Genomic DNA, 17884 nt, shown 5'->3' with positions numbered 1-17884 from the left:
CGCCGTCCCGAGCAAGAGACCCCGGAGCGGCTCAGACGTCGCCGTCGTCGAACACGCCCGCGTGCTCAGGGCACAGCGCGGTGACGGAGGGCACGAAGAATGCGGCGATCATGTCGTCGTTGAAACGACTCTGCCGAAATCCGGCCTCGAGGTCGCCGAGAGTGATCCCGGCGTCGAGGTTCTGACAGATCTGCCTGCTGATCTCGATGATCGAGCGGTCCGATACGCGGTTGAGATCGTCGATGGCGGCCTCTCGAATCTGAACCGCCAGTGCGATCTCCGCCTCGGAGAGCTCGGGCAGCGGTGCCTCAGGAGCGGGCGTCCACTGTGTGACCGAGGGTCGCGGAGACGGTGAATCCACGGCCTGCGGAGACGTCGGCTCGCTCGTCGTCGGCGAGCAGCCCACGAGTGCGATGGCCAGTAGGACCAGGGCGAGTGCTCGGCGCAACGATGCTCCTTCGTCGGGAAAGTGGCATCAGGCTACAGCCATCTCGAGCTCCGCGATCACGATCTTCTTCATGTGCATGAGCGCCTGGATCTGCTCCGGGCGCTGCTGCAGCAGATCGAGGCCGGCGGGGACCACCTGCCAGCTGACGCCGAACCGGTCCTTGCACCACCCGCACGCCTCCGCCTCCGGAACCGCGGAGAGCGCCTGCCAGTAGTGGTCGATCTCGGCCTGGTCGGCGCACTCGATCACGAACGACACGGCCTCGTTGAACGTGAACGCCGGTCCCCCGTCGATGCAGCCGAACCGCGTGCCGTTCAGCGTGAACTCGCCGTTGATGACCTTGCCGCCCATGCCCTCGAAGTGCTCGCTGAGGTTCTCATCCGGGTAGAGCGTCACCTGGTCGATCGACGAGTTCGGGAACACGGAGACGTAGTACTCCATCGCCTCCTGGGCGGAGTCGTGGAACCAGAGATAGGGACGGATGGGCGTAGGGCCTGCCATGTCGACCTCCTCGATCGGCACTCACGCTACGCCCGCGGGCACCGCCTGTCGAGGGGGTTCCTCGGCACGATCAGCCGGCGTATCTGCGGCACCACTCGTACATGATCACGGCTGCCGCCGCGCTGGCGTTGATCGAGCGGGTCGAGCCGTACTGCGTGATCTCGATATGGGCGGATGCCGCGGCGAGAGCCTCCGCCGACAGCCCGGGACCCTCCTGACCGAACAGCAGCACGCAGGTCTGCGGAAGGTCGGCGCGATCCACGGGCACCGCGCCGTCGACGTTGTCGACCGCGATGATCGGGATGCCCTCGGCGGCCGCCCACGCCGCGAACGTCTCGACGTCCTCGTGATGCACGACGTGCTGGTAGCGGTCCGTCACCATCGCACCGCGCTTGTTCCAGCGGCGGCGCCCGATGATGTGCACGGTGTCGGCGAGGAACGCATTGGCGCTGCGCACGATCGAGCCGATGTTCATGTCGTGCTGCCAGTTTTCGATTGCGACGTGGAACGGATGCCGCTGGGTGTCGAGATCCGCGACGATCGCCTCCATGCGCCAGTAGCGGTAGCGGTCGATGACGTTGCGGGTGTCCCCCGCCGCCAGGAGCTCCGGGTCGTAGCGGTCGCCGTCGGGCCAGGCATCCTCACCACCCGGCCACGGGCCGACGCCGTACCCGGGCTGCGCCACCGAACCGGTGTGCCCGTCGGGCGTCTGCTCATCCATCACGCCAGGCTATCCGGCGGCACAGATGTCGGCCGACACGTGAACCCAGGCAGGCACCATTCCCACTTTTAGGCGCACCGAAAACACGCTATGGTTTCGGTGTGCCTAAAAATTCTCCGTCGGTGCTGACGCCGTCCCCCCGTACCGCTCCCCGCACCACCGCGCAGCGCAGCCTGTGGCTCCTCGGACCCGCTCTCGTCGCGGGTGTCGCCTATCTCGACCCCGGCAACGTCGCGAGCAACATGACGGCGGGAGCCCAGTACGGCTACCTGCTGGTGTGGGTCGTGCTCGCCGGGAACGTGATGGCCTGGCTGATCCAGTACCTCTCGGCGAAGCTCGGTGTCGTCACGGGCCAGAGCCTGCCCGAGGTGCTGGGCTCCCGGCTGCGGCGGCCATGGGCACGTCGCGCGTACTGGCTGCAGGCCGAGCTGGTCGCGATGGCGACCGATCTCGCCGAGGTCATCGGCGGCGCGGTCGCCCTGTACCTGCTGTTCGACATCCCGCTGCTGCTCGGCGGCCTCATCACCGGAGCGGTGTCGATGATCCTGCTGGCGGTGCAGAGCCGTCGCGGCGCACGCCCGTTCGAGTTCGTCATCATCGGCCTCATGGTCATCATCACCGTGGGCTTCGTGGCGGGCGTGTTCGTGGCTCCGCCGGACCCCGCGGGCGTCGTCGGCGGCCTCGTGCCCCGATTCGAGGGGACAGGATCGGTGCTGCTCGCGGCATCCATCCTGGGTGCGACGATCATGCCGCACGCCATCTACGCGCACTCCTCGCTCGCCCGCGACCGTTTCGGCGCCACGACCGCCCACGCGGGCGACGAAGCGGTGCGCACCGAGACCTCGCGCATCCGCCGTCTCCTCACCGCGACCCGCTGGGACGTCTCGATCGCGATGGTCATCGCGGGCTCGGTGAACCTCGGCATCCTGCTGCTGGCCGCGGCAAACCTCGCCGGCGTCGAGGGCACCGATTCGCTGGAGGGCGCGCACGCGGCCCTCGCCGCCGGTCTCGGTCCCGTCGTCGCCACGTTCTTCGCCGTCGGCCTGCTCGCCTCCGGCCTGGCGTCGACCTCGGTCGGCGCCTACGCGGGCGCCGAGATCATGCACGGCCTGCTGCACGTGCGCGTCCCTCTGCTCGCGCGCCGCCTGGTGACCCTGATTCCGGCGCTCGTGATCCTCGGGATCGGCGTGGACCCGACCCTCGCCCTGGTCCTCAGCCAGGTCGTGCTGTCGTTCGGCATCCCGTTCGCGCTCATCCCCCTGGTGGCGCTCACCGCGCAGCGCCGCACCCTCGGCGCCTGGACCAACCGGGTGTGGACGACGGCAGCCGGGATCGTGGCATCCGTGCTGCTGATCGCGCTCAACGGGGCGCTGCTCTGGCTGGTGCTCACCGGTGCCTGAGACCGGAGGCAGCGGGACGAGAGGGGTCTGAGGCGCGGATAGGCTCGATGTCATGTCCGCCGACACCGCCCGCCGCAACGTCCGCCTCCTCAGCTGGAGCGGACTCGCTGCCGGCGTGATCGGCGCCCTGCTGATCGCATTCCCGCAGGTGCTGCCGGTCGGCGGGCCGTGGGTGCAGCTCGCGCTCGGCATCGCGACGCTCGTACTGTCGTTCCGCGCCCGCCGGATCGGCATCGCCCAGGTCTCCGACTACGACGGACGTCTGTCGCTGGCGGCGGCGCTCCTCGGCTTCCTCGTCATCTTCTTCGCGGGGCAGGTCGCCTGGGGCGTGCTGGTCGCGGTCGCGAACTGACCCCTGATTTAGACTGACTCCCGTGGCTTCCCCCGCAGCAGACGACTACCTGAAGACCGTCTACGCCCACACCGAATGGCAGGACGCCCCGATCACCCCGTCGGTCCTCGCGGGGAAGCTCGGCATCGCCCCCTCCTCGGTCACCGAGATGGTGAAGAAGCTCGCGGCCGCAGGTCTCGTCTCGCACGTCCCGTACGGCGCCGTGCGGCTGACGGATGCCGGAACGCAGCGCGCCCTCGCGATGGTGCGCCGCCACCGCCTGATCGAGACGTGGCTCGTGCGCGAGTTCGACTACGGCTGGGACGAGGTGCACGACGAGGCCGAGGTGCTCGAGCACACCATCAGCGACCGGCTGCTCGAGGGCATCGACGAACGTCTGGGCCGCCCGCGGTTCGACCCGCACGGCGACGCGATCCCCGATGCCTCCGGAGCGGTCGAGCGCGAGCCCTTCGTCCTGCTGGCGGATGCGGAGATCGGGCACGTCGGCCGCGTGCTCCGGGTGGACGACCGCGATCCGGACCTGCTGCGCGCACTGGAGGGTGCGGGCGTCGAGATCGGCGCCACCCTCGACGTGACCGTCGCCGGCGTGCGCCTGGACGGCGCGGACACCGCGCTTCCGGACGGCAGCGCCGACGTGGTCTGGCTCTCGGCCTGACGAACGCCGGCGGCCGGCCGCGCTCAGGCTCCGATCACGCCGACGATGAGGTACATCACGAACGACAGGCCCGCCGCGATGCCCGCGTACGGCAAGATCGCGAGCATGAGGTTGTGCGGCTTGATGCCGATCGAGCGCGACGCGAGGATGATGCCGTCGCCGTAGAGGCAGGTCGTGCTGCCCAGCGCCGCCCCGGAGAACACGGCGGCGCCCGCGAGGATCGGGTCGGCGCCGAGCGCGATCGCCAGCGGGAGCACGACCGGGGTGATCACGGCGGCGAGATCCCAGAAGGAACCGGTCGCATAGGCGTAGATGCCGCAGACGGCGAACACGATCGCGGGAAGCAGCGCCGGTGTGAGCACGGGCTCCGTGACGGCGATGACCCAATCGGCGAGGTGCAGCGAGAGGTTCATCTCCTGCACCATGAAGGCGAGCACCGTGAGCACCGCGACGAACAGCATGCTCTCGATGCCGGCGAGCGCTGATTCCAGCACCTCGCGGATGCGCAGGCGCCGCTGGATGAGCGTGATCACGATCGTGACGACCAGGGCGGCCGCCGTGCCCTTCACGACGTTCGCCTCGGTCAGGATCGTGACCCCGACGAGGGTGACCATCGCCAGCAGGAAGGGCCAGGCCTGCGGCCGCTTGACGGCGGCTTCGGTCTCGAGCGCCACCGCGACGCGCTGAGCGGTCGAGCCGTCGGCATCCGTCGCCCGGATCTCCTGAAGGAGGACGGCACCCTCGGCCTCGCGCTCCTCCGCGGTCGTGCCGAGCGGGAACACGTCGCCGTCGCGCTCGGCACGCACGGCGTCGCGCTTGATCGCGCCGATCCGGGGAAGCCACCCTGCGCTCATCAGGAACGCCACCACGATCGCGATCCAGCCGAAGAAGATGTACGGGATCGCCTGCAGATAGGCGCCGAAGCCGGATCCCCCGACGGTCACGCCCTGTGCCTCGAAGAGGCCGGAGAAGAACAGCGCCCAGGTCGAGAACGGCACGATCACGGCGATCGGCGCTGCGGTCATCTTCATGATCGACCCCAGCTGCGTGCGGGGCACGGCGTAGCGGTCGGTGAGGGACTTCAGCGATGTGCCGACGGTGAGGACGTTCAGGTAGTCGTCGACGAAGAGCACCACCGAGAGGAAGAACGTCAGCAGGGTGGACTTCCGCCGCGAGTTCACGAACCGCTCTGTCCACCGCGCGAAGTCCGAGACGATCCCGGAGCGCTCGAACAGTGTGATCAGGATGCCGAACAGCACCACGATCAGCAGGAGCCACTGGGCCGTCTCGTTCGCGAGCGACTTGCCGAAGTACTCGACCCAGGTGTCGAAGGCGCCCCAGCCGGTCAGCAGCACTGCTCCGACGAGGGTGCCGCAGAACAGCGCGAAGAGCGTCCGGCGCGTCAGCACGGCGACGAGCAGGATGACCAGGATGGGAAGCAGCACGAAGCCGCCGACGGCCGGGAGTGTTGTCGCCTCAGCGAACATGTTCACCTCGTTGTGATCAGGAGACGACGAGGCCGCCGACGGCGGTCTCGGACACGGGAACGTCGACGAGTTCGTCGGCGGAGACCTGGAGCGGATCGGCATCCCACACCGCGTAGTCGGCGCGGTACCCCGGGGCGAGCCGACCGAGATCGACGTCGCCCTGGGCGCGCGCCGCGCCGACGGTGTAGCCGTGCAGCGCCCGGTAGGCCGTGAGGCGCTGCTCCGGTTCGAACACCGGAGCATCGGGAGCTCCGGGCCGCCGACGCAGCATCGCCCAGGCGAGGCCGATCCTCGCGTCGTTCTGCGCGATCGGCCAGTCCGAGCCGAGGGCGACCGCGGCACCGGCATCCCAGAAGTCGCGAACCCGCCACGCCCGCGCCGCACGCTCGGGGCCCAGGCGGTGCGCCCAGTCGTCCCCGGCGTCGGCCTTTCGCCACTGCAGGTGCAGGGGCTGCATCGAAGCCGTGATGCCGGCGGCGGCGATGCGCGCGACATCGCGATCGGCCGTGGTCTCGAGGTGCTCGATGCGGTGCGGGGCCCCGTTCACGGCTCGCGGCCCGGCCTGCAGATACGCGTCGACGGCGCTGCCGATGGCGCGGTCGCCGATCGCGTGCGTCGCCACCTGGAATCCGGCCCTGGCGTACTCGCCGACGGTGCGCGCGTAGGCCGCGTGGTCCTTCCAGAACGGCTCGAGGCCCGCTCCCGCGGTGTCCGGCTCGTAGAGCCAGGCGGTGCCGGTCTCGACGACGCCGTCGGCGTAGAGCTTGACGAGTCCCCCGCGCCAGTGCGCTCCGCCCAGGTCGCGCACCGCGAGGTTCGCCGCCATCCGCTCGGCATCGAACGACGGCTCGTGGTCGACGGCCGACACGATGCGGATGGGGAGGCGCGCGCTCTCATCGAGCTCGCGCAGCAGGTCGAGGGTGTCGAAGGATCCGTCCATGATGCATCCGCCGGTGAGACCGGACGAGCCGAGACCGCGCAGCAGCCGATGCGTCGCGTCGAGCGTCTGCTCGCGGCTGAGCGCGGGGGCGGCGAGGCGCACGGGCTCGTAGGCCGACATCTCCCGCAGCTCACCCGTGGGCGCGCCGTGCGCGTCGACCACGATGACCGAGTTGTCGGAGAAGTCGCGCGCGCCGGTGATCCCGCCGCGGATCAGACCCGCGGAGCTCGCGAGAGCCGTGTGCCCGTCGTACATCACCAGGAGCGCGGGCAGGCCGCGCACCGCGTCGTCGATCGCGGCCGCCGTGCAGGGCAGCGCATGGAACACGTCGTAGTCGAGATTCCAGCCGCGCACCCAGGGGTCCGCGTCCTCGGCCAGCGCGCGGTCCGCCTCGGCGCGGAGGGCGGCGAGGAGGGCGCGGGCCTCGGTGATCCCGCCGAGATCGGCTCCGACCGTGAGCTCGAGCCCCTGGATCGGATGCAGGTGCGCGTCGATGAGTCCGGGCGTCAGGGTCTTCCCCCGATGGTCCCGGACCTCGGTAGCCGCCCCGCGGAGTTCGGCGACGGTCGTGTGGTCGCCCACGGCGAGGATGCGGCCGTCTCGCACGGCGAGCGCGGAGGCGACCGGGCGACGCGGATCCATGGTGATGATGCGCGCGCCCGTGATGATCACGTCTGCAGTGACAATGGTCATGGCGGGAGCTCCCGACAGGGGTTTAATTGAATGAGTTTCAATAAAGTAGCAGAGAACGGGTCCATGACAAAGCAGCAGCGCAGCGCCGGTCGCCCGAGCGCCACCGTCCTGTCCGAGGAGAAGATCCTCAAGGCGGCGTTCCGCGTGGCGGGATCACGTGGACCCGCGCAGTTCACCATGACCGCGCTCGCCGCAGCGCTCGGCGTGCGGACGTCGGCGCTGTACCACCACTACGCGAACCGCGATGCGGTGATCCGCGGGATGCGGGCGCGCATCGGCCGGCTCACCGATCTCGCGCCGCTGCGCGAGGCGGATGCCGCGGACGCACTGTTCGGATGGGGCGCCAGCTATCGCGAGGCGCTGCTCACCGCACCGGGGGCGATCGTCCTCCTGGCGACCCTCCCCATCGACGCGGATCGGGAGTCCTTCGTGCAGTACGAGGCCGTCACCGATCGACTGCTCGCAGCCGGCTGGCCTGCCGCACGGACCCTCGACACGATCGTCGCCCTCGAGTCGTTCATCATCGGCTCCGCGCTCGACGCGCTCGCCCCCGGGGACAACATGTCCCCGGGGGAGCTGGCCGACGAGTTCCCCCGCTACGCCGAGTCCGAGCGCCTCCGCGCGGGGGCCGGCGATGACCCCGCCGCGGCGACCTTCCGCATCGGCCTGCGGGCCCTCATCACCGGCCTCGCCGCCTGGGCCGTCCCGTCCGCGGACATCAGACCTCCGGCGGTCACCCCCTCCCTCTAGGCTGGGCACATGGCCCAACGAGACGACATCGAATGCTGGCTCACCGACATGGACGGCGTGCTCGTCCATGAGAACGACGCCATCCCCGGAGCATCCGAGCTGCTCGCCGGCTGGGAGAGCGCCGGCATCCCGTACCTGGTGCTCACGAACAACTCGATCTTCACCGCCCGCGACCTCTCCGCCCGCCTCCGCACGAGCGGACTGCATGTGCCGGAGGAACGGATCTGGACCTCGGCCCTCGCGACCGCGTCGTTCCTGCAGCAGCAGCTCCCCGGCGGCTCGGCGTTCGTGATCGGCGAGGCCGGCATCCTCACCGCCCTGCACGACGCCGGCTTCATCATGACCGAGACGAACCCCGACTTCGTCGTCGTCGGCGAGACGCGCAACTACTCGTTCGAGGCCATCACGAAGGCCATCCGTCTCATCATCGGCGGCGCGCGCTTCATCGTCACGAACCCGGATGCCACGGGCCCGAGCGCCGACGGCCCGCTGCCGGCGACGGGTGCGATCGCCGCCCTCATCACGAAGGCCACGGGCAAGGAGCCGTATGTCGTCGGCAAGCCGAACCCGATGATGTTCCGCTCCGCTCTGAACAAGATCGGCGCGCACTCGAAGCGCACCGGCATGATCGGCGACCGCATGGACACCGACGTGGTCGCCGGCATCGAGGCGGGCCTGCACACCGTGCTGGTGCTCACCGGCATCAGCGACCAGGCCGAGATCGAGAAGTATCCGTTCCGCCCCGACGAGATCGTGCAGTCGGTCGCCGACCTGCTGCCGCGGATCACTGACACGATCACGACGGTCAAGACGAAGAAGTGACCCGTGGGCGCGCTTGACGAGGGCGAACGGATCCGCGCGGCGGATGCCGCCGCGTGGCGCGCCTGGCTCGAGGAGAACCACGAACGCGCGGCCGGCGTCTGGCTCCTGAGCGTGCGTGGCACGGACTCCGGCGGCGTCGGCTACGAGGATGCCGTGCGGCAGGCGCTCTGCTTCGGATGGATCGACGGCCCGGTGCGCGTCTTCGACGAGGGAGGCGACGACCGCGCCAACGGGCAGTGGTTCTCGCCGCGCCGCCCCGGCAGCGGATGGGCGGCGACCAACAAGGCGCGCATCGCCCTGCTCGAAGCGGAGGGGCTGCTCGCGCCGGCCGGCATCCGCGTCCTGGAGGTCGCGAAGGCGAACGGGTCCTGGACGGTGCTCGACGGGCCGGAGGCCGGGATCGAGCCCGACGAGTTCGCGGCAGCGCTCGACGCCGTGCCCGCGGCGCGCGAGAACTGGGACGCGTTCCCGAAGTCGGTCAAGAAGTTCGGCCTCACCCACATCGCGATGGCGAAGCGGCCCGAGACGCGGTCCGCCCGGATCGCGAAGATCGTGGCGGATGCCGCGGAGAGGAAGCGTCCATGAACCAGAGCGACGTGCTGTTCCTCGTCGTCTTCCTGATCCTGCTCAGCTCGCTGACGGTGATCATCGTGCAGTTCGTGCGCTCCCGTCGCCGCGGCGGGTCGGACGAGGGCGGGGGCGGCAACTGGTGGGAAGGCCCCTGGGACGAGGACGACCGGAAGCGCTGACCGCAGCGCTCAGGAGGCGAGCGAGGCCCCCGGGATCGCCGCCAGCAGCTCCTTCGTGTACGGATGCTGCGGATCGTCGAAGATGCGCTCCGGCGTTCCGCTCTCCACGACGACGCCGCGCTGCATGACGTGCACCTCGTCGGAGATCATCCGCACGACCGCGAGGTCATGGCTGATGAACAGGTAGCTGAGCCCGAGGCGGCGCTGCAGGTCGGCGAGCAGGTCGAGGATCTGCGCCTGAACGAGCACGTCGAGGGCCGACACCGCCTCGTCGAGGACCACGAGCTCCGGCTCGAGAGCGAGCGCCCGGGCGATGGCCACGCGCTGCCGCTGTCCGCCGGACAGCTCGTGCGGCAGGCGCTCGGCCATGGCCGCGGGAAGGGCGACCTGCTCCAGGAGCTCGAGCACGCGGGCGTGCCGGGTGGCCGCGGTGCCGATGCGGTGCACGCGCAGCGGTTCCGCGATCGACTGCTCGACCGTGTACCGCGGGTCGAGCGACGCGTAGGGGTTCTGGAACACCGGCTGGACGCGCCGCCGCAGGGCGAAGAGCTCCTTGCGCCGCAGACCGGTCAGGTCGAGACCGTCGAACAGGATCGATCCCGAAGTGACGTCCTCGAGTCCCAGCACCATGTTCGCGGTCGTCGACTTGCCCGAGCCCGACTCCCCCACGATCGACACGGTCGTGCCGCGGCGGATCGAGAAGCTCACGCCGTCGACGGCGGTGAAGGTCTGCGGCTCCCCCGGCTTCGGCGAGCGCAGCGCGAACTCCTTGCGGAGGTCGCGCACCTCGACGAACGGCGTCTCCGACGCGACCGTCTCGCGGAGCGGGAGCGGATCGCGGCGCGACGCGAGGCTGGGGGCTGCGGCGAGGAGCTGCCGGGTGTACTCGTGCTGCGGGTTGCCGAGCACCTCCGCGGAGGTGCCCTCTTCGACGATCTTCCCGCGGAACATCACGACGATGCGGTCCGCCCGCTCGGCGGCGAGCGCCAGGTCGTGCGTGATGAGGAAGACGGCCGTGCCGAGCTCGTCGGTCAGCTCGTCGAGCTGATCGAGGATGCGGCGCTGCACCGTGACGTCCAACGCGGAGGTCGGCTCGTCGGCGATGAGCAGCCGGGGCGTGCAGGCGAGCCCCATGGCGATCAGCACGCGCTGGCGCATGCCGCCGGAGAACTCGTGCGGGTACTGGCGCGCGCGGTTCGCGGCATCCGCGATCCCCACCATCTCGAGCAGCTCGACGACGCGGGCCGTCGTGGCGTCGCCCGTGGTGCGGCCGTGCACCTCGAGAGCCTCGCCGATCTGATCTCCGACCCGCATGAGCGGGTCGAGGTTCGACATCGGGTCCTGCGGGACGAGGCCGATCCCCGCGCCGCGCAGCGAGATCATCGCGTTCTCGCCCAGCTCGGTGAGCTCGCGCCCGTCGAAGCGGATGCTGCCGGCGGTGATCACCCCGTTGTCCGGGAGGAGCCGGTTGACGGCCGCGGCCGTCGTGGACTTCCCGGATCCGGATTCGCCCACCACGGCGACCGTCTCTCCCGCGGCGACGTCGATGCTGACGTCGCTGATCGCGGTGACCAGCTCGGAGCCGGTCCGGAAGGCGACCGCGAGGCCCTTGATGCTCAGCACGGGCTCGGTGTTGCTCATGGTGTTCTCGTTCCTTCGGTTTCACGGGAAGTCGCGGTGTCACGGGATGCCTGGTCGCCCAGGAGTGCGGGGAGAGCCGATCGCCACAGGGTCTCTGTCGTGGCAGGCTCGGCCGCGAGGAGGCGGTTGCCGAGCATCACGACGGCGGTCGATGCGCCGGGGATGATGCCGAGGGCGCAGCCGGTGAAGCCGGGGTGCCACAGCATCCGCTGCTCGTGGCCGTCGACCCGCACCGTGTCGCTGCGCCAGCCGAGCGCCTGGCCGGGGTCGGGTCCGTCGCGGAACAGGTCGGCGACGGCATCCGGATTCCACAGGTCGGCGTGCTGCTCGGGATCGGCGAGGGCGGCGCCGAAGGCGAGCAGGTCGTCCGCGGTGCTGAACAGTCCCGCGTGCCCGGCGATCCCGCCGAAGGCGTGGAAGCAGTTGCCGTCGTTCGCCGCACCGGTGATCTCCTCCTCGCGCCAGGCAAAGTGGCGACGCGAGGTGAGGATCGGGTAGGGCTCGCCCGTGGCCACCATACGGCGCTCCGCGAGGTCGCCGACGGCGGTCGAGGCGACGGGCGATGCGACCGGGCCGTATCCGGTGCGGTCGAGCCCGAGCGGCGCGGTCACGAGCTCGCGGACCGCGGCGTCGAGCGGCATGCCCGTGACGGCGGCGACGATGCGGCCGAGCAGCAGGAAGCCGAGATCGGAGTAGTGGCGCCCCTCGTCGAGTTCGTAGCGCAGGGGCAGGGCATCCATGGCGGCGACCGGGTCCCGCCGGTCCAGGTAGAGCGGCTGCCATTCCCAGAGACCGGCACGATGCTGCAGCAGGTGGCGGAGCGTCGTCTGCGGCGCGCACGCGGTGCCCGGGAGGAACCGCGAGACGAGGTCGTCGAACCGGAGCTCGCCGCGGCCGACCAGCCCGAGAAGAGCCGTCGTGGTCGCGGCCACCTTGGTGACGGAGGCGATGTCGAAGGCGGTCTCCACCGTCATCGGCGTTCCCGCGAGGTCGGCACGACCGCCCGCGGCCACGTCGCGTCCAGCGGGCGACGTGATGCCGACCACGACCCCGGCCGGAGCGGAGCGCTCTGCCATCACGGCCTCGACGGCCTGCGCGGCGCTCATGCGCACACCCCCTGGTGGACCCGGATGTCGGCGAGCACATCGGCGTCGGCGTCGGACGCGAGCGCGTCGATGCCGAGACCGCACCCGTCTCCGAGCATGAGCACGTCAGCCTCGGAACGGATGCCGCCCGTGACGGGCGACCGCTGGAGCCAGAGCGCCGCGTCGAGATCGTGCACGACCTCGGGGGCCAGGGCCGCGGCGAGGTGCGCGGTGGCGGTGACGCCGACCGGAGACTCCATCATGCAGCCGAACACGACGCCGAGTCCGTGCTCCCGAGCGGCGCGGACCGCGGCGACGGCCTCGGCCGGCCCGCCGGTCTTCGCCAGCTTGATGTTGACCAGGTCGGCGGCGCCGCGTTCGGCGATCACCCGGACATCACTCTCGGTGCGCACCGCCTCATCGGCCATGATCGGGGTGCCGACCGCGGCCGTGACCCCCGCAAGGCCCTCGATGTCGGGCGCAGCGACCGGCTGCTCGACCAGCTCGATGCCGAGTCCCTCGTCTTCGCAGGTGCGGATGATGCGGATCGCGGTCGCGACGTCCCACGCCTGGTTCGCGTCGATCCGCAGCGACACCTCAGCCCCGACGGCCGCCCGGACCGCCCGCAGCCCCGCCACGGTGTCGTGATCGGCCGAGGCCTTGATCTTGAGGCAGCCGAACCCCGCCGCGACGTGCGCGATCGCCTGCTCCGCCAGTTCCGCGGGGGCGGCGGTCGACAGCGTCATGTCCGTGCGGAGGCGCGACGGCGCCGTCGCGCCGTTCCCCAGAAGCGCCTCCGCGACGGACAGCCCCCGCTGCCGCGCGGCGAGATCCGCGACCGCGCAGGCGACCGCGCTGCGAGCGGCCGCATTCCCCCAGATCGCCCGCGCGAGGTCGTCGGCCAACGCGGGGTCCCCTGCTCCCCGTCCGCCGACGATGTCACCGAGCGGACCGGCGACGGCGGCGGCGACGCTCTGCGGGCTCTCCCCCGTGACCCGCCAGCTCACCGCCGCCTCGCCCCAGCCGACGCGGCCGTCCGCATCGGTCGCCTCGACGAGCACGACGTCGAGGCGATCCGTGCGGCGCACCGCCGTGACGAAGGGCCGCACCAGCGGCGACGACACCCGCAGCACGCGCATCCGCTCCACGACGCTCATGCCCACTCCCTGCGCATCCGCTGCTCCGGCTCGCCGAAGTCGGACTGGGTGCGGGTCGCTCCGTCGGCATGCCAGCCGCGGGACTCGTAGAAGCCGATGGAGGGTGCGTTCGCCGCGAAGACCCAGAGGGTGGCGGCATCCGCTCCGGCCGCGCGGAGCGCCTCGCCGGCGGCCGACAGCAGCGCGGTGCCGACCCCGCCGCCGTGCGTGCGCGGCGAGACGTACAGGGAGTGCACCGCCGCCTCGCCGTCACTCACGGCGTAGCGGGTCAGACCGACGACCTCGCCGTCGCGCTCGGCCACCAGCACCTCGCCGACCGAATCGGCCAGCACCCGTCGCCACAGCGCCTCCGCGCGCTCATCGGTCATGGCGTCGATCGCGGATGCCGGCAGGATGCCGCGGTAGCTCTCTCGCCAGCATCCCAGGAACACGCCGAGCACCCCGGACAGGTCGTCCGGGGTCGCAGGGCGCACCTCGACGTTCACGATGCCGCGGCCTCCGCGAGGCTCAGGGAGTCGATGCCGGAGACCGGCTGCGGCATCACGAGCGGGCCGGCGCCCGGGGTGATCGTGCCGAGGATGCGCGGCTCCCTGGCCCCGGTCCCGCCGGGGACGATGGCCGAGACGCCGTGCATCGTGCACCAGCCGATCAGCGCGAGGAGGATCGCCTCCTTGCTGTCGGCCGGGGCGCCGAGTTCGTCCGCGAGGACGACCCGCGTGCCCGGCAGAGCGGCGCGGAGTCCGTCGAGGATCAGCGGATTGCGGCATCCGCCGCCCGACACCGCGAGGAACTCGATGCCGGCCGCGGCCACGTCGCGGGCGACGGTCTGCACCGTGAGCTCGGTGAGGGTGCGCACGACGTCTTCGACCGCGATCTCGCGCCCCTGCGCCGCGAGGTGCTCGAGCACGTAGCCGAGGTGGAAGTGCTCCTTGCCCGTGCTCTTCGGCGGAGTCAGCGCGTAGTACGGGTCGGCGAGCAGCGCCGCGAGCAGGGCGTCGTCCACGCGGCCCGTGCGCGCGATCCGGGCGTCGTCGTCGTAGCCGAGCGGGTTGAGCCCGTGCTCCACGATGACCGCGTCGACGAGCGCGTTCGCCGGACCGATGTCGTACGCGACGAGGCCGTCGGGGCGCACCACGGTCATGTTCGAGATGCCGCCCAGGTTCAGGGCGGCCGAGACGCCGGCGTGTGTGCGCAGCAGCAGCTCGTCGAGGAAGGAGACCAGCGGAGCGCCGTGGCCGCCGGCCGTGATGTCGCGGATGCGGATGTCGGAGACGACGGGTACGCCCACCCGCTCGGCGATCCAGGCGGGCTGTCCGATCTGCAGCGTTCCGAGCGCATGCGCGCCGTCGACCCAGTGGTACACGGTCTGTCCGTGCGAGCAGATCGCGTCGACGCCGCCGACCTCGGCGGAGATGTCGGCGGCGACCTCGGCGAACGCCTGCCCGATGAGCGTGTCGAGCTCGGCCACCTCGGCGAGCGTGGTCTGCGCGGGCGGAAGCGCCGCGATCAGCCGGGCGCGCAGCTCGGGGGTGTACGGGACGCTCCTCGAGGCGAGCACGCTCCCGCGGAGGTGGACGCCCCGGGTCGACGACCCATCGCCGTCGATCGTGAAGTCCACGACCGATGCATCGATCCCGTCGTGCGAGGTGCCGGAGATGAGTCCCAGGACGCGCATCAGTTCTCCTCCAGTGCTGTCCGCAGCCGACCGTCGGCGGCGATGATCCGTGCGGTGGCCGCGGCGAGGTCCTCGCCCCGGCGGAGCATGATCGACGCGATCTTCACGTCGTAGCCCGCCGTCTCGAGCGCGCCGACCGCGGCATCCCGATCGACGCCCGCGATCGACTGCACCATGCGGATGGCGCGCTCGCGGAGCTTGTGGTTGGTCGCCTTCAGATCGACCATGAGGTTGCCGTAGGCCTTGCCGTTCCGCACCATGACGATGGTCGAGAACATGTTGAGCACGAGCTTCTGCGCGGTGCCCGACTTGAGGCGCGTCGACCCGGAGAGCACCTCGGGGCCGACCTCGACCTCGATGCCGTGCTCCGCCGCCGCACTGAGCACGGTGCCGGTGTTGCAGGACAGCCCGACGGTCAGTGCGCCGCGCTCCCGCGCGCGCCGGATCGCGGCCACCACGTAGGGCGTGCGTCCGCTGGAGGCGATGCCGATCACGGTGTCGAGCGGGCCGATACCCGCCTCGTCGATCGCGGCGCTGCCGGCGTCGGCGTCGTCCTCCGCGCCCTCGACCGGGTTCACGATGGCTCCCGGTCCGCCTGCCATGATCGCGAAGACGAGCTCCGGCGGCGTGCTGAACGTCGGCGGGCACTCCGAGGCGTCCACGACGCCGATGCGGCCCGGCGTGCCGGCGCCCACGTAGACGAGCCGACCGCCGCGAGCCATGCGCTCGGCGGTCGCCTCGATGGCCGGCACGATCTGCGGGAGTGCCCGCTGCACGGCGCCCGGAACCGTCGCATCCGCGTCGTTCATGGTCTGCGCGAGCTGGGCGACGCTCATCCGGTCGAGTTCCGCGTACCGGGGGTCGCTCGCCTCGGTGGCGAGTCCGCCGAGATCCTCCAGGGTCATCGCTTCCCCCTGTTCCGCGGGTCGAGGCTGTCGCGCAGTCCGTCGCCGAGCAGGTTCAGTCCGACGACGAGCAGGACCACGATCACACCCGGGGCGATCATCGTCCAGGGGGCGATCGTCACGAGCGTGCGCGCCTCGAAGATCATCGACCCGAGCGACGGCGCCGGCGGCGGGGTGCCCAGGCCGAGGAAGCTCAGCGACGCCTCGGTGAGCACGGCCCACGAGAGCGAGAGCGTCACCTGCACGATGATGATCGACGTGATGTTCGGAAGCACGTGACGGAACATCGTGGCCATCCGGCTCTGCCCGGTGCTCTTGGCGGCCTTGACGTACTCGACCTCGCGGAGCGACAGCACGGGACCGCGGGTCACGCGGATGAAGATCGGCACGTAGACGATCGCGATGGCGACGGCGATCGTGAACCAGTTGCGCTCGAAGACCGAGGCCAGCGAGAGGGCGAGCAGCAGCGGCGGGAACGCGAAGAGCACGTTCGTGACCGCCGTGATCGCGCCGTCGGAGAAGCCGCGGTAGAAGCCCGCGATGAGACCGCACACCGTGCCGACGACCGTGGCGAAGGCGACGGCGACGAGGGAGATGAGGGCGGAGTTCGCGACGCCGGCGGCGACGCGGGAGAACACGTCGCGGCCGAACTGATCGGTGCCGAACCAGTGCACGCCCGAGGGCGGCTGCAGCCGCGACGGCGGGTCCTGCGCGAGCGGGTCGAACGGCAGCAGTCCGAATGCCGAGACGATGCTGAGCACACCGAGGAGGACGACGATGATGAGCCCGGTGAGACCGCTCCTGCTGCGCAGCAGCAGCCGGACGCGCTCCATCGTGCGCCCGCCACCGGGAGCGAGGGCGGGGGTCTGAGAGATGTCGGTCATGCGGCACGCACCCGAGGATCGATGACCCGGTAGAGCAGGTCGGTGAGCAGGTTGACGATGACGAACGCGAGCGCGATCACCAGCACGGTGCTCTGCACGAGCGCGTACTCCTTCTGCTGGATGCCGAGGAGCACCTGGCGGCCGATGCCGGGAAGCGAGAAGATCTGCTCGACCACGACGGCACCTCCGAGGAGGTAGCCGAACTGCAGGCCCGTCATGGTGACGATGGGGACGAGCGCGTTGCGCAGCACGTGCCGGATCTGCAGGCGACGCGGCGGCACGCCCTTCGCCCGGGCGGTGCGGATGAAGTCGTTGGCGCGGATCTCCAGCACCGCGGTTCGCGTGGTCCGCATGATCGGGGCGGCGATGCCGAAGCCGAGGACGATCGACGGGAGCAGCATCTGCTGGAGGTTCAGCAGCGGGTCCTGGAACAGCGTGACGAAGCCCTGACCGTTGGGGTTGAACCCGAACGAGGAGGCCAGGATCGCGAGGAGCGCGGTGCCGAGCAGGAAAGCGGGGATCGAGAGCCCGGCGAGCCCGACGACCTGGCCGAAGCCGTCGCGGACCGAGTCGGGCTTCGAGGCGGAGAGCATGCCCAGCGGGATGCCGATGGCGAGGGCGATCACGATCGAGAAGATCGCGAGCTCGAAGGTCACCGGCAGGGCGGCGAGCGTGAGGTCGAGCACGCTGGTCTGCGCCCGCGACGAGAAGCCGAGGTTGCCGGTGAAGATGTTGCCGAGCCACGAGAAGAACTGCACGAACAGCGGCTGGTCGAGACCGTAGTAGGCCTCGAGCGCGGCGCGCTGCGCGGGTGTGAGGGCGGCGGCCTCGGTGCCGAGGCCCGAGCTGATCTGGTCGCCGGGGATGGCGCGCAGCATCAGGAAGACGAAGACGGCCACGCCGAGGAGCGTGCCGAGGGCTGCGAGGATGCGGCGCAGCACGGTGTTGCGGAGGATCTGTCTGAACATGCGAGTGTGAGGCTGCCTGTCGTCGGGGAGGAGGCGGCGGCGGCTGGTCGT

The 17884-nt window shown here is 70.9% G+C and carries 20 protein-coding genes; 7 read left to right on the top strand and 13 right to left on the bottom strand.

Annotated elements, in window-relative coordinates; genetic code table 11:
* Positions 1–31 precede the first annotated feature (31 nt).
* From LBN7_RS12085 to LBN7_RS12075, 3 genes are all read right to left on the bottom strand, one after another.
* Positions 32–448 carry a DUF732 domain-containing protein gene (locus tag LBN7_RS12085; protein WP_407359771.1) on the bottom strand — a complete coding sequence of 139 codons (417 nt, stop codon included), beginning with the start codon at positions 446–448 and terminating at the stop codon, positions 32–34.
* Between the two features lie 27 nt (positions 449–475).
* Positions 476–949 (bottom strand): VOC family protein, encoded by a 474-nt coding sequence (locus LBN7_RS12080; RefSeq protein ID WP_407359770.1) that lies wholly within the window; start codon positions 947–949, stop codon positions 476–478.
* 70 nt (positions 950–1019) lie between these two features.
* Positions 1020–1670, bottom strand: a complete 651-nt coding sequence (locus tag LBN7_RS12075; RefSeq protein WP_116633793.1) for a TrmH family RNA methyltransferase — start codon at positions 1668–1670, stop codon at positions 1020–1022.
* 122 nt (positions 1671–1792) lie between these two features.
* On the opposite strand from LBN7_RS12075, the gene LBN7_RS12070 reads away from it, so the two are divergent.
* Genes LBN7_RS12070 through LBN7_RS12060 form a run of 3 tightly spaced genes read left to right on the top strand, consistent with a single transcriptional unit; the run spans position 1793 to position 4077 of the window.
* Positions 1793–3070, top strand: a complete 1278-nt coding sequence (locus LBN7_RS12070; RefSeq protein WP_407359769.1) for an Nramp family divalent metal transporter — start codon at positions 1793–1795, stop codon at positions 3068–3070.
* Between the two features lie 52 nt (positions 3071–3122).
* On the top strand, positions 3123–3422 hold the full coding sequence (locus tag LBN7_RS12065) for a hypothetical protein (RefSeq protein WP_116633792.1): 300 nt from the start codon (positions 3123–3125) through the stop codon (positions 3420–3422).
* 22 nt (positions 3423–3444) lie between these two features.
* Positions 3445–4077 carry a metal-dependent transcriptional regulator gene (locus LBN7_RS12060; protein ID WP_116633791.1) on the top strand — a complete coding sequence of 211 codons (633 nt, stop codon included), beginning with the start codon at positions 3445–3447 and terminating at the stop codon, positions 4075–4077.
* A gap of 23 nt (positions 4078–4100) precedes the next feature.
* On the opposite strand, the gene LBN7_RS12055 is transcribed toward LBN7_RS12060, so the two are convergent.
* Positions 4101–5564 (bottom strand): Na+/H+ antiporter NhaC family protein, encoded by a 1464-nt coding sequence (locus LBN7_RS12055; protein ID WP_407359768.1) that lies wholly within the window; start codon positions 5562–5564, stop codon positions 4101–4103.
* Between the two features lie 16 nt (positions 5565–5580).
* Positions 5581–7197: an amidohydrolase gene (locus tag LBN7_RS12050; protein WP_407359767.1), complete on the bottom strand. Its 1617-nt coding sequence runs from the start codon at positions 7195–7197 to the stop codon at positions 5581–5583.
* A gap of 63 nt (positions 7198–7260) precedes the next feature.
* Between LBN7_RS12050 and LBN7_RS12045 the strand changes: the two genes are divergently transcribed.
* From LBN7_RS12045 to LBN7_RS12030, 4 genes are read left to right on the top strand one after another with little or no spacing between them, the layout of a single operon-like run.
* Positions 7261–7947: a helix-turn-helix domain-containing protein gene (locus LBN7_RS12045; protein WP_341947358.1), complete on the top strand. Its 687-nt coding sequence runs from the start codon at positions 7261–7263 to the stop codon at positions 7945–7947.
* A 9-nt stretch (positions 7948–7956) separates the two neighbouring features.
* Positions 7957–8769 (top strand): HAD-IIA family hydrolase, encoded by an 813-nt coding sequence (locus LBN7_RS12040; RefSeq protein WP_116633790.1) that lies wholly within the window; start codon positions 7957–7959, stop codon positions 8767–8769.
* Between the two features lie 3 nt (positions 8770–8772).
* Positions 8773–9354, top strand: a complete 582-nt coding sequence (locus LBN7_RS12035) for a YdeI/OmpD-associated family protein (protein WP_407359766.1) — start codon at positions 8773–8775, stop codon at positions 9352–9354.
* Complete coding sequence (locus tag LBN7_RS12030; RefSeq protein ID WP_165807979.1) at positions 9351–9518, top strand: hypothetical protein; 168 nt, start codon at positions 9351–9353, stop codon at positions 9516–9518. Before LBN7_RS12035 ends, LBN7_RS12030 begins: the two co-directional genes overlap by 4 nt.
* A gap of 9 nt (positions 9519–9527) precedes the next feature.
* On the opposite strand, the gene LBN7_RS12025 is transcribed toward LBN7_RS12030, so the two are convergent.
* Genes LBN7_RS12025 through LBN7_RS11990 form a run of 8 tightly spaced genes read right to left on the bottom strand, consistent with a single transcriptional unit; the run spans position 9528 to position 17833 of the window.
* Complete coding sequence (locus tag LBN7_RS12025) at positions 9528–11159, bottom strand: ABC transporter ATP-binding protein (RefSeq protein ID WP_407359765.1); 1632 nt, start codon at positions 11157–11159, stop codon at positions 9528–9530.
* Positions 11156–12265, bottom strand: coding sequence for a serine hydrolase domain-containing protein (locus tag LBN7_RS12020; RefSeq protein WP_407359764.1), 1110 nt, complete (start codon positions 12263–12265; stop codon positions 11156–11158). Before LBN7_RS12020 ends, LBN7_RS12025 begins: the two co-directional genes overlap by 4 nt.
* Entirely contained in the window at positions 12262–13401 is a 1140-nt protein-coding gene (locus tag LBN7_RS12015) for an enolase C-terminal domain-like protein (protein WP_407359763.1), read from the bottom strand. The genes LBN7_RS12020 and LBN7_RS12015 overlap by 4 nt, the downstream gene beginning before the upstream one ends.
* Positions 13398–13886 carry a GNAT family N-acetyltransferase gene (locus LBN7_RS12010; RefSeq protein WP_407359762.1) on the bottom strand — a complete coding sequence of 163 codons (489 nt, stop codon included), beginning with the start codon at positions 13884–13886 and terminating at the stop codon, positions 13398–13400. The genes LBN7_RS12015 and LBN7_RS12010 overlap by 4 nt, the downstream gene beginning before the upstream one ends.
* Complete coding sequence (locus tag LBN7_RS12005; protein WP_407359761.1) at positions 13883–15076, bottom strand: anhydro-N-acetylmuramic acid kinase; 1194 nt, start codon at positions 15074–15076, stop codon at positions 13883–13885. The genes LBN7_RS12010 and LBN7_RS12005 overlap by 4 nt, the downstream gene beginning before the upstream one ends.
* On the bottom strand, positions 15076–15981 hold the full coding sequence (murQ, locus tag LBN7_RS12000; RefSeq protein ID WP_407359760.1) for an N-acetylmuramic acid 6-phosphate etherase: 906 nt from the start codon (positions 15979–15981) through the stop codon (positions 15076–15078). Before murQ ends, LBN7_RS12005 begins: the two co-directional genes overlap by 1 nt.
* Entirely contained in the window at positions 15978–16865 is an 888-nt protein-coding gene (locus tag LBN7_RS11995) for an ABC transporter permease (RefSeq protein WP_341947349.1), read from the bottom strand. Before LBN7_RS11995 ends, murQ begins: the two co-directional genes overlap by 4 nt.
* Positions 16862–17833, bottom strand: coding sequence for an ABC transporter permease (locus LBN7_RS11990; RefSeq protein ID WP_116633782.1), 972 nt, complete (start codon positions 17831–17833; stop codon positions 16862–16864). The genes LBN7_RS11995 and LBN7_RS11990 overlap by 4 nt, the downstream gene beginning before the upstream one ends.
* Positions 17834–17884 lie beyond the last annotated feature (51 nt).

Origin of the sequence: Microbacterium sp. LBN7 (assembly GCF_045690345.1) — a bacterium.
GTDB lineage: Bacteria > Actinomycetota > Actinomycetes > Actinomycetales > Microbacteriaceae > Microbacterium.
This window is presented reverse-complemented; position numbering and strand designations above follow the sequence as displayed.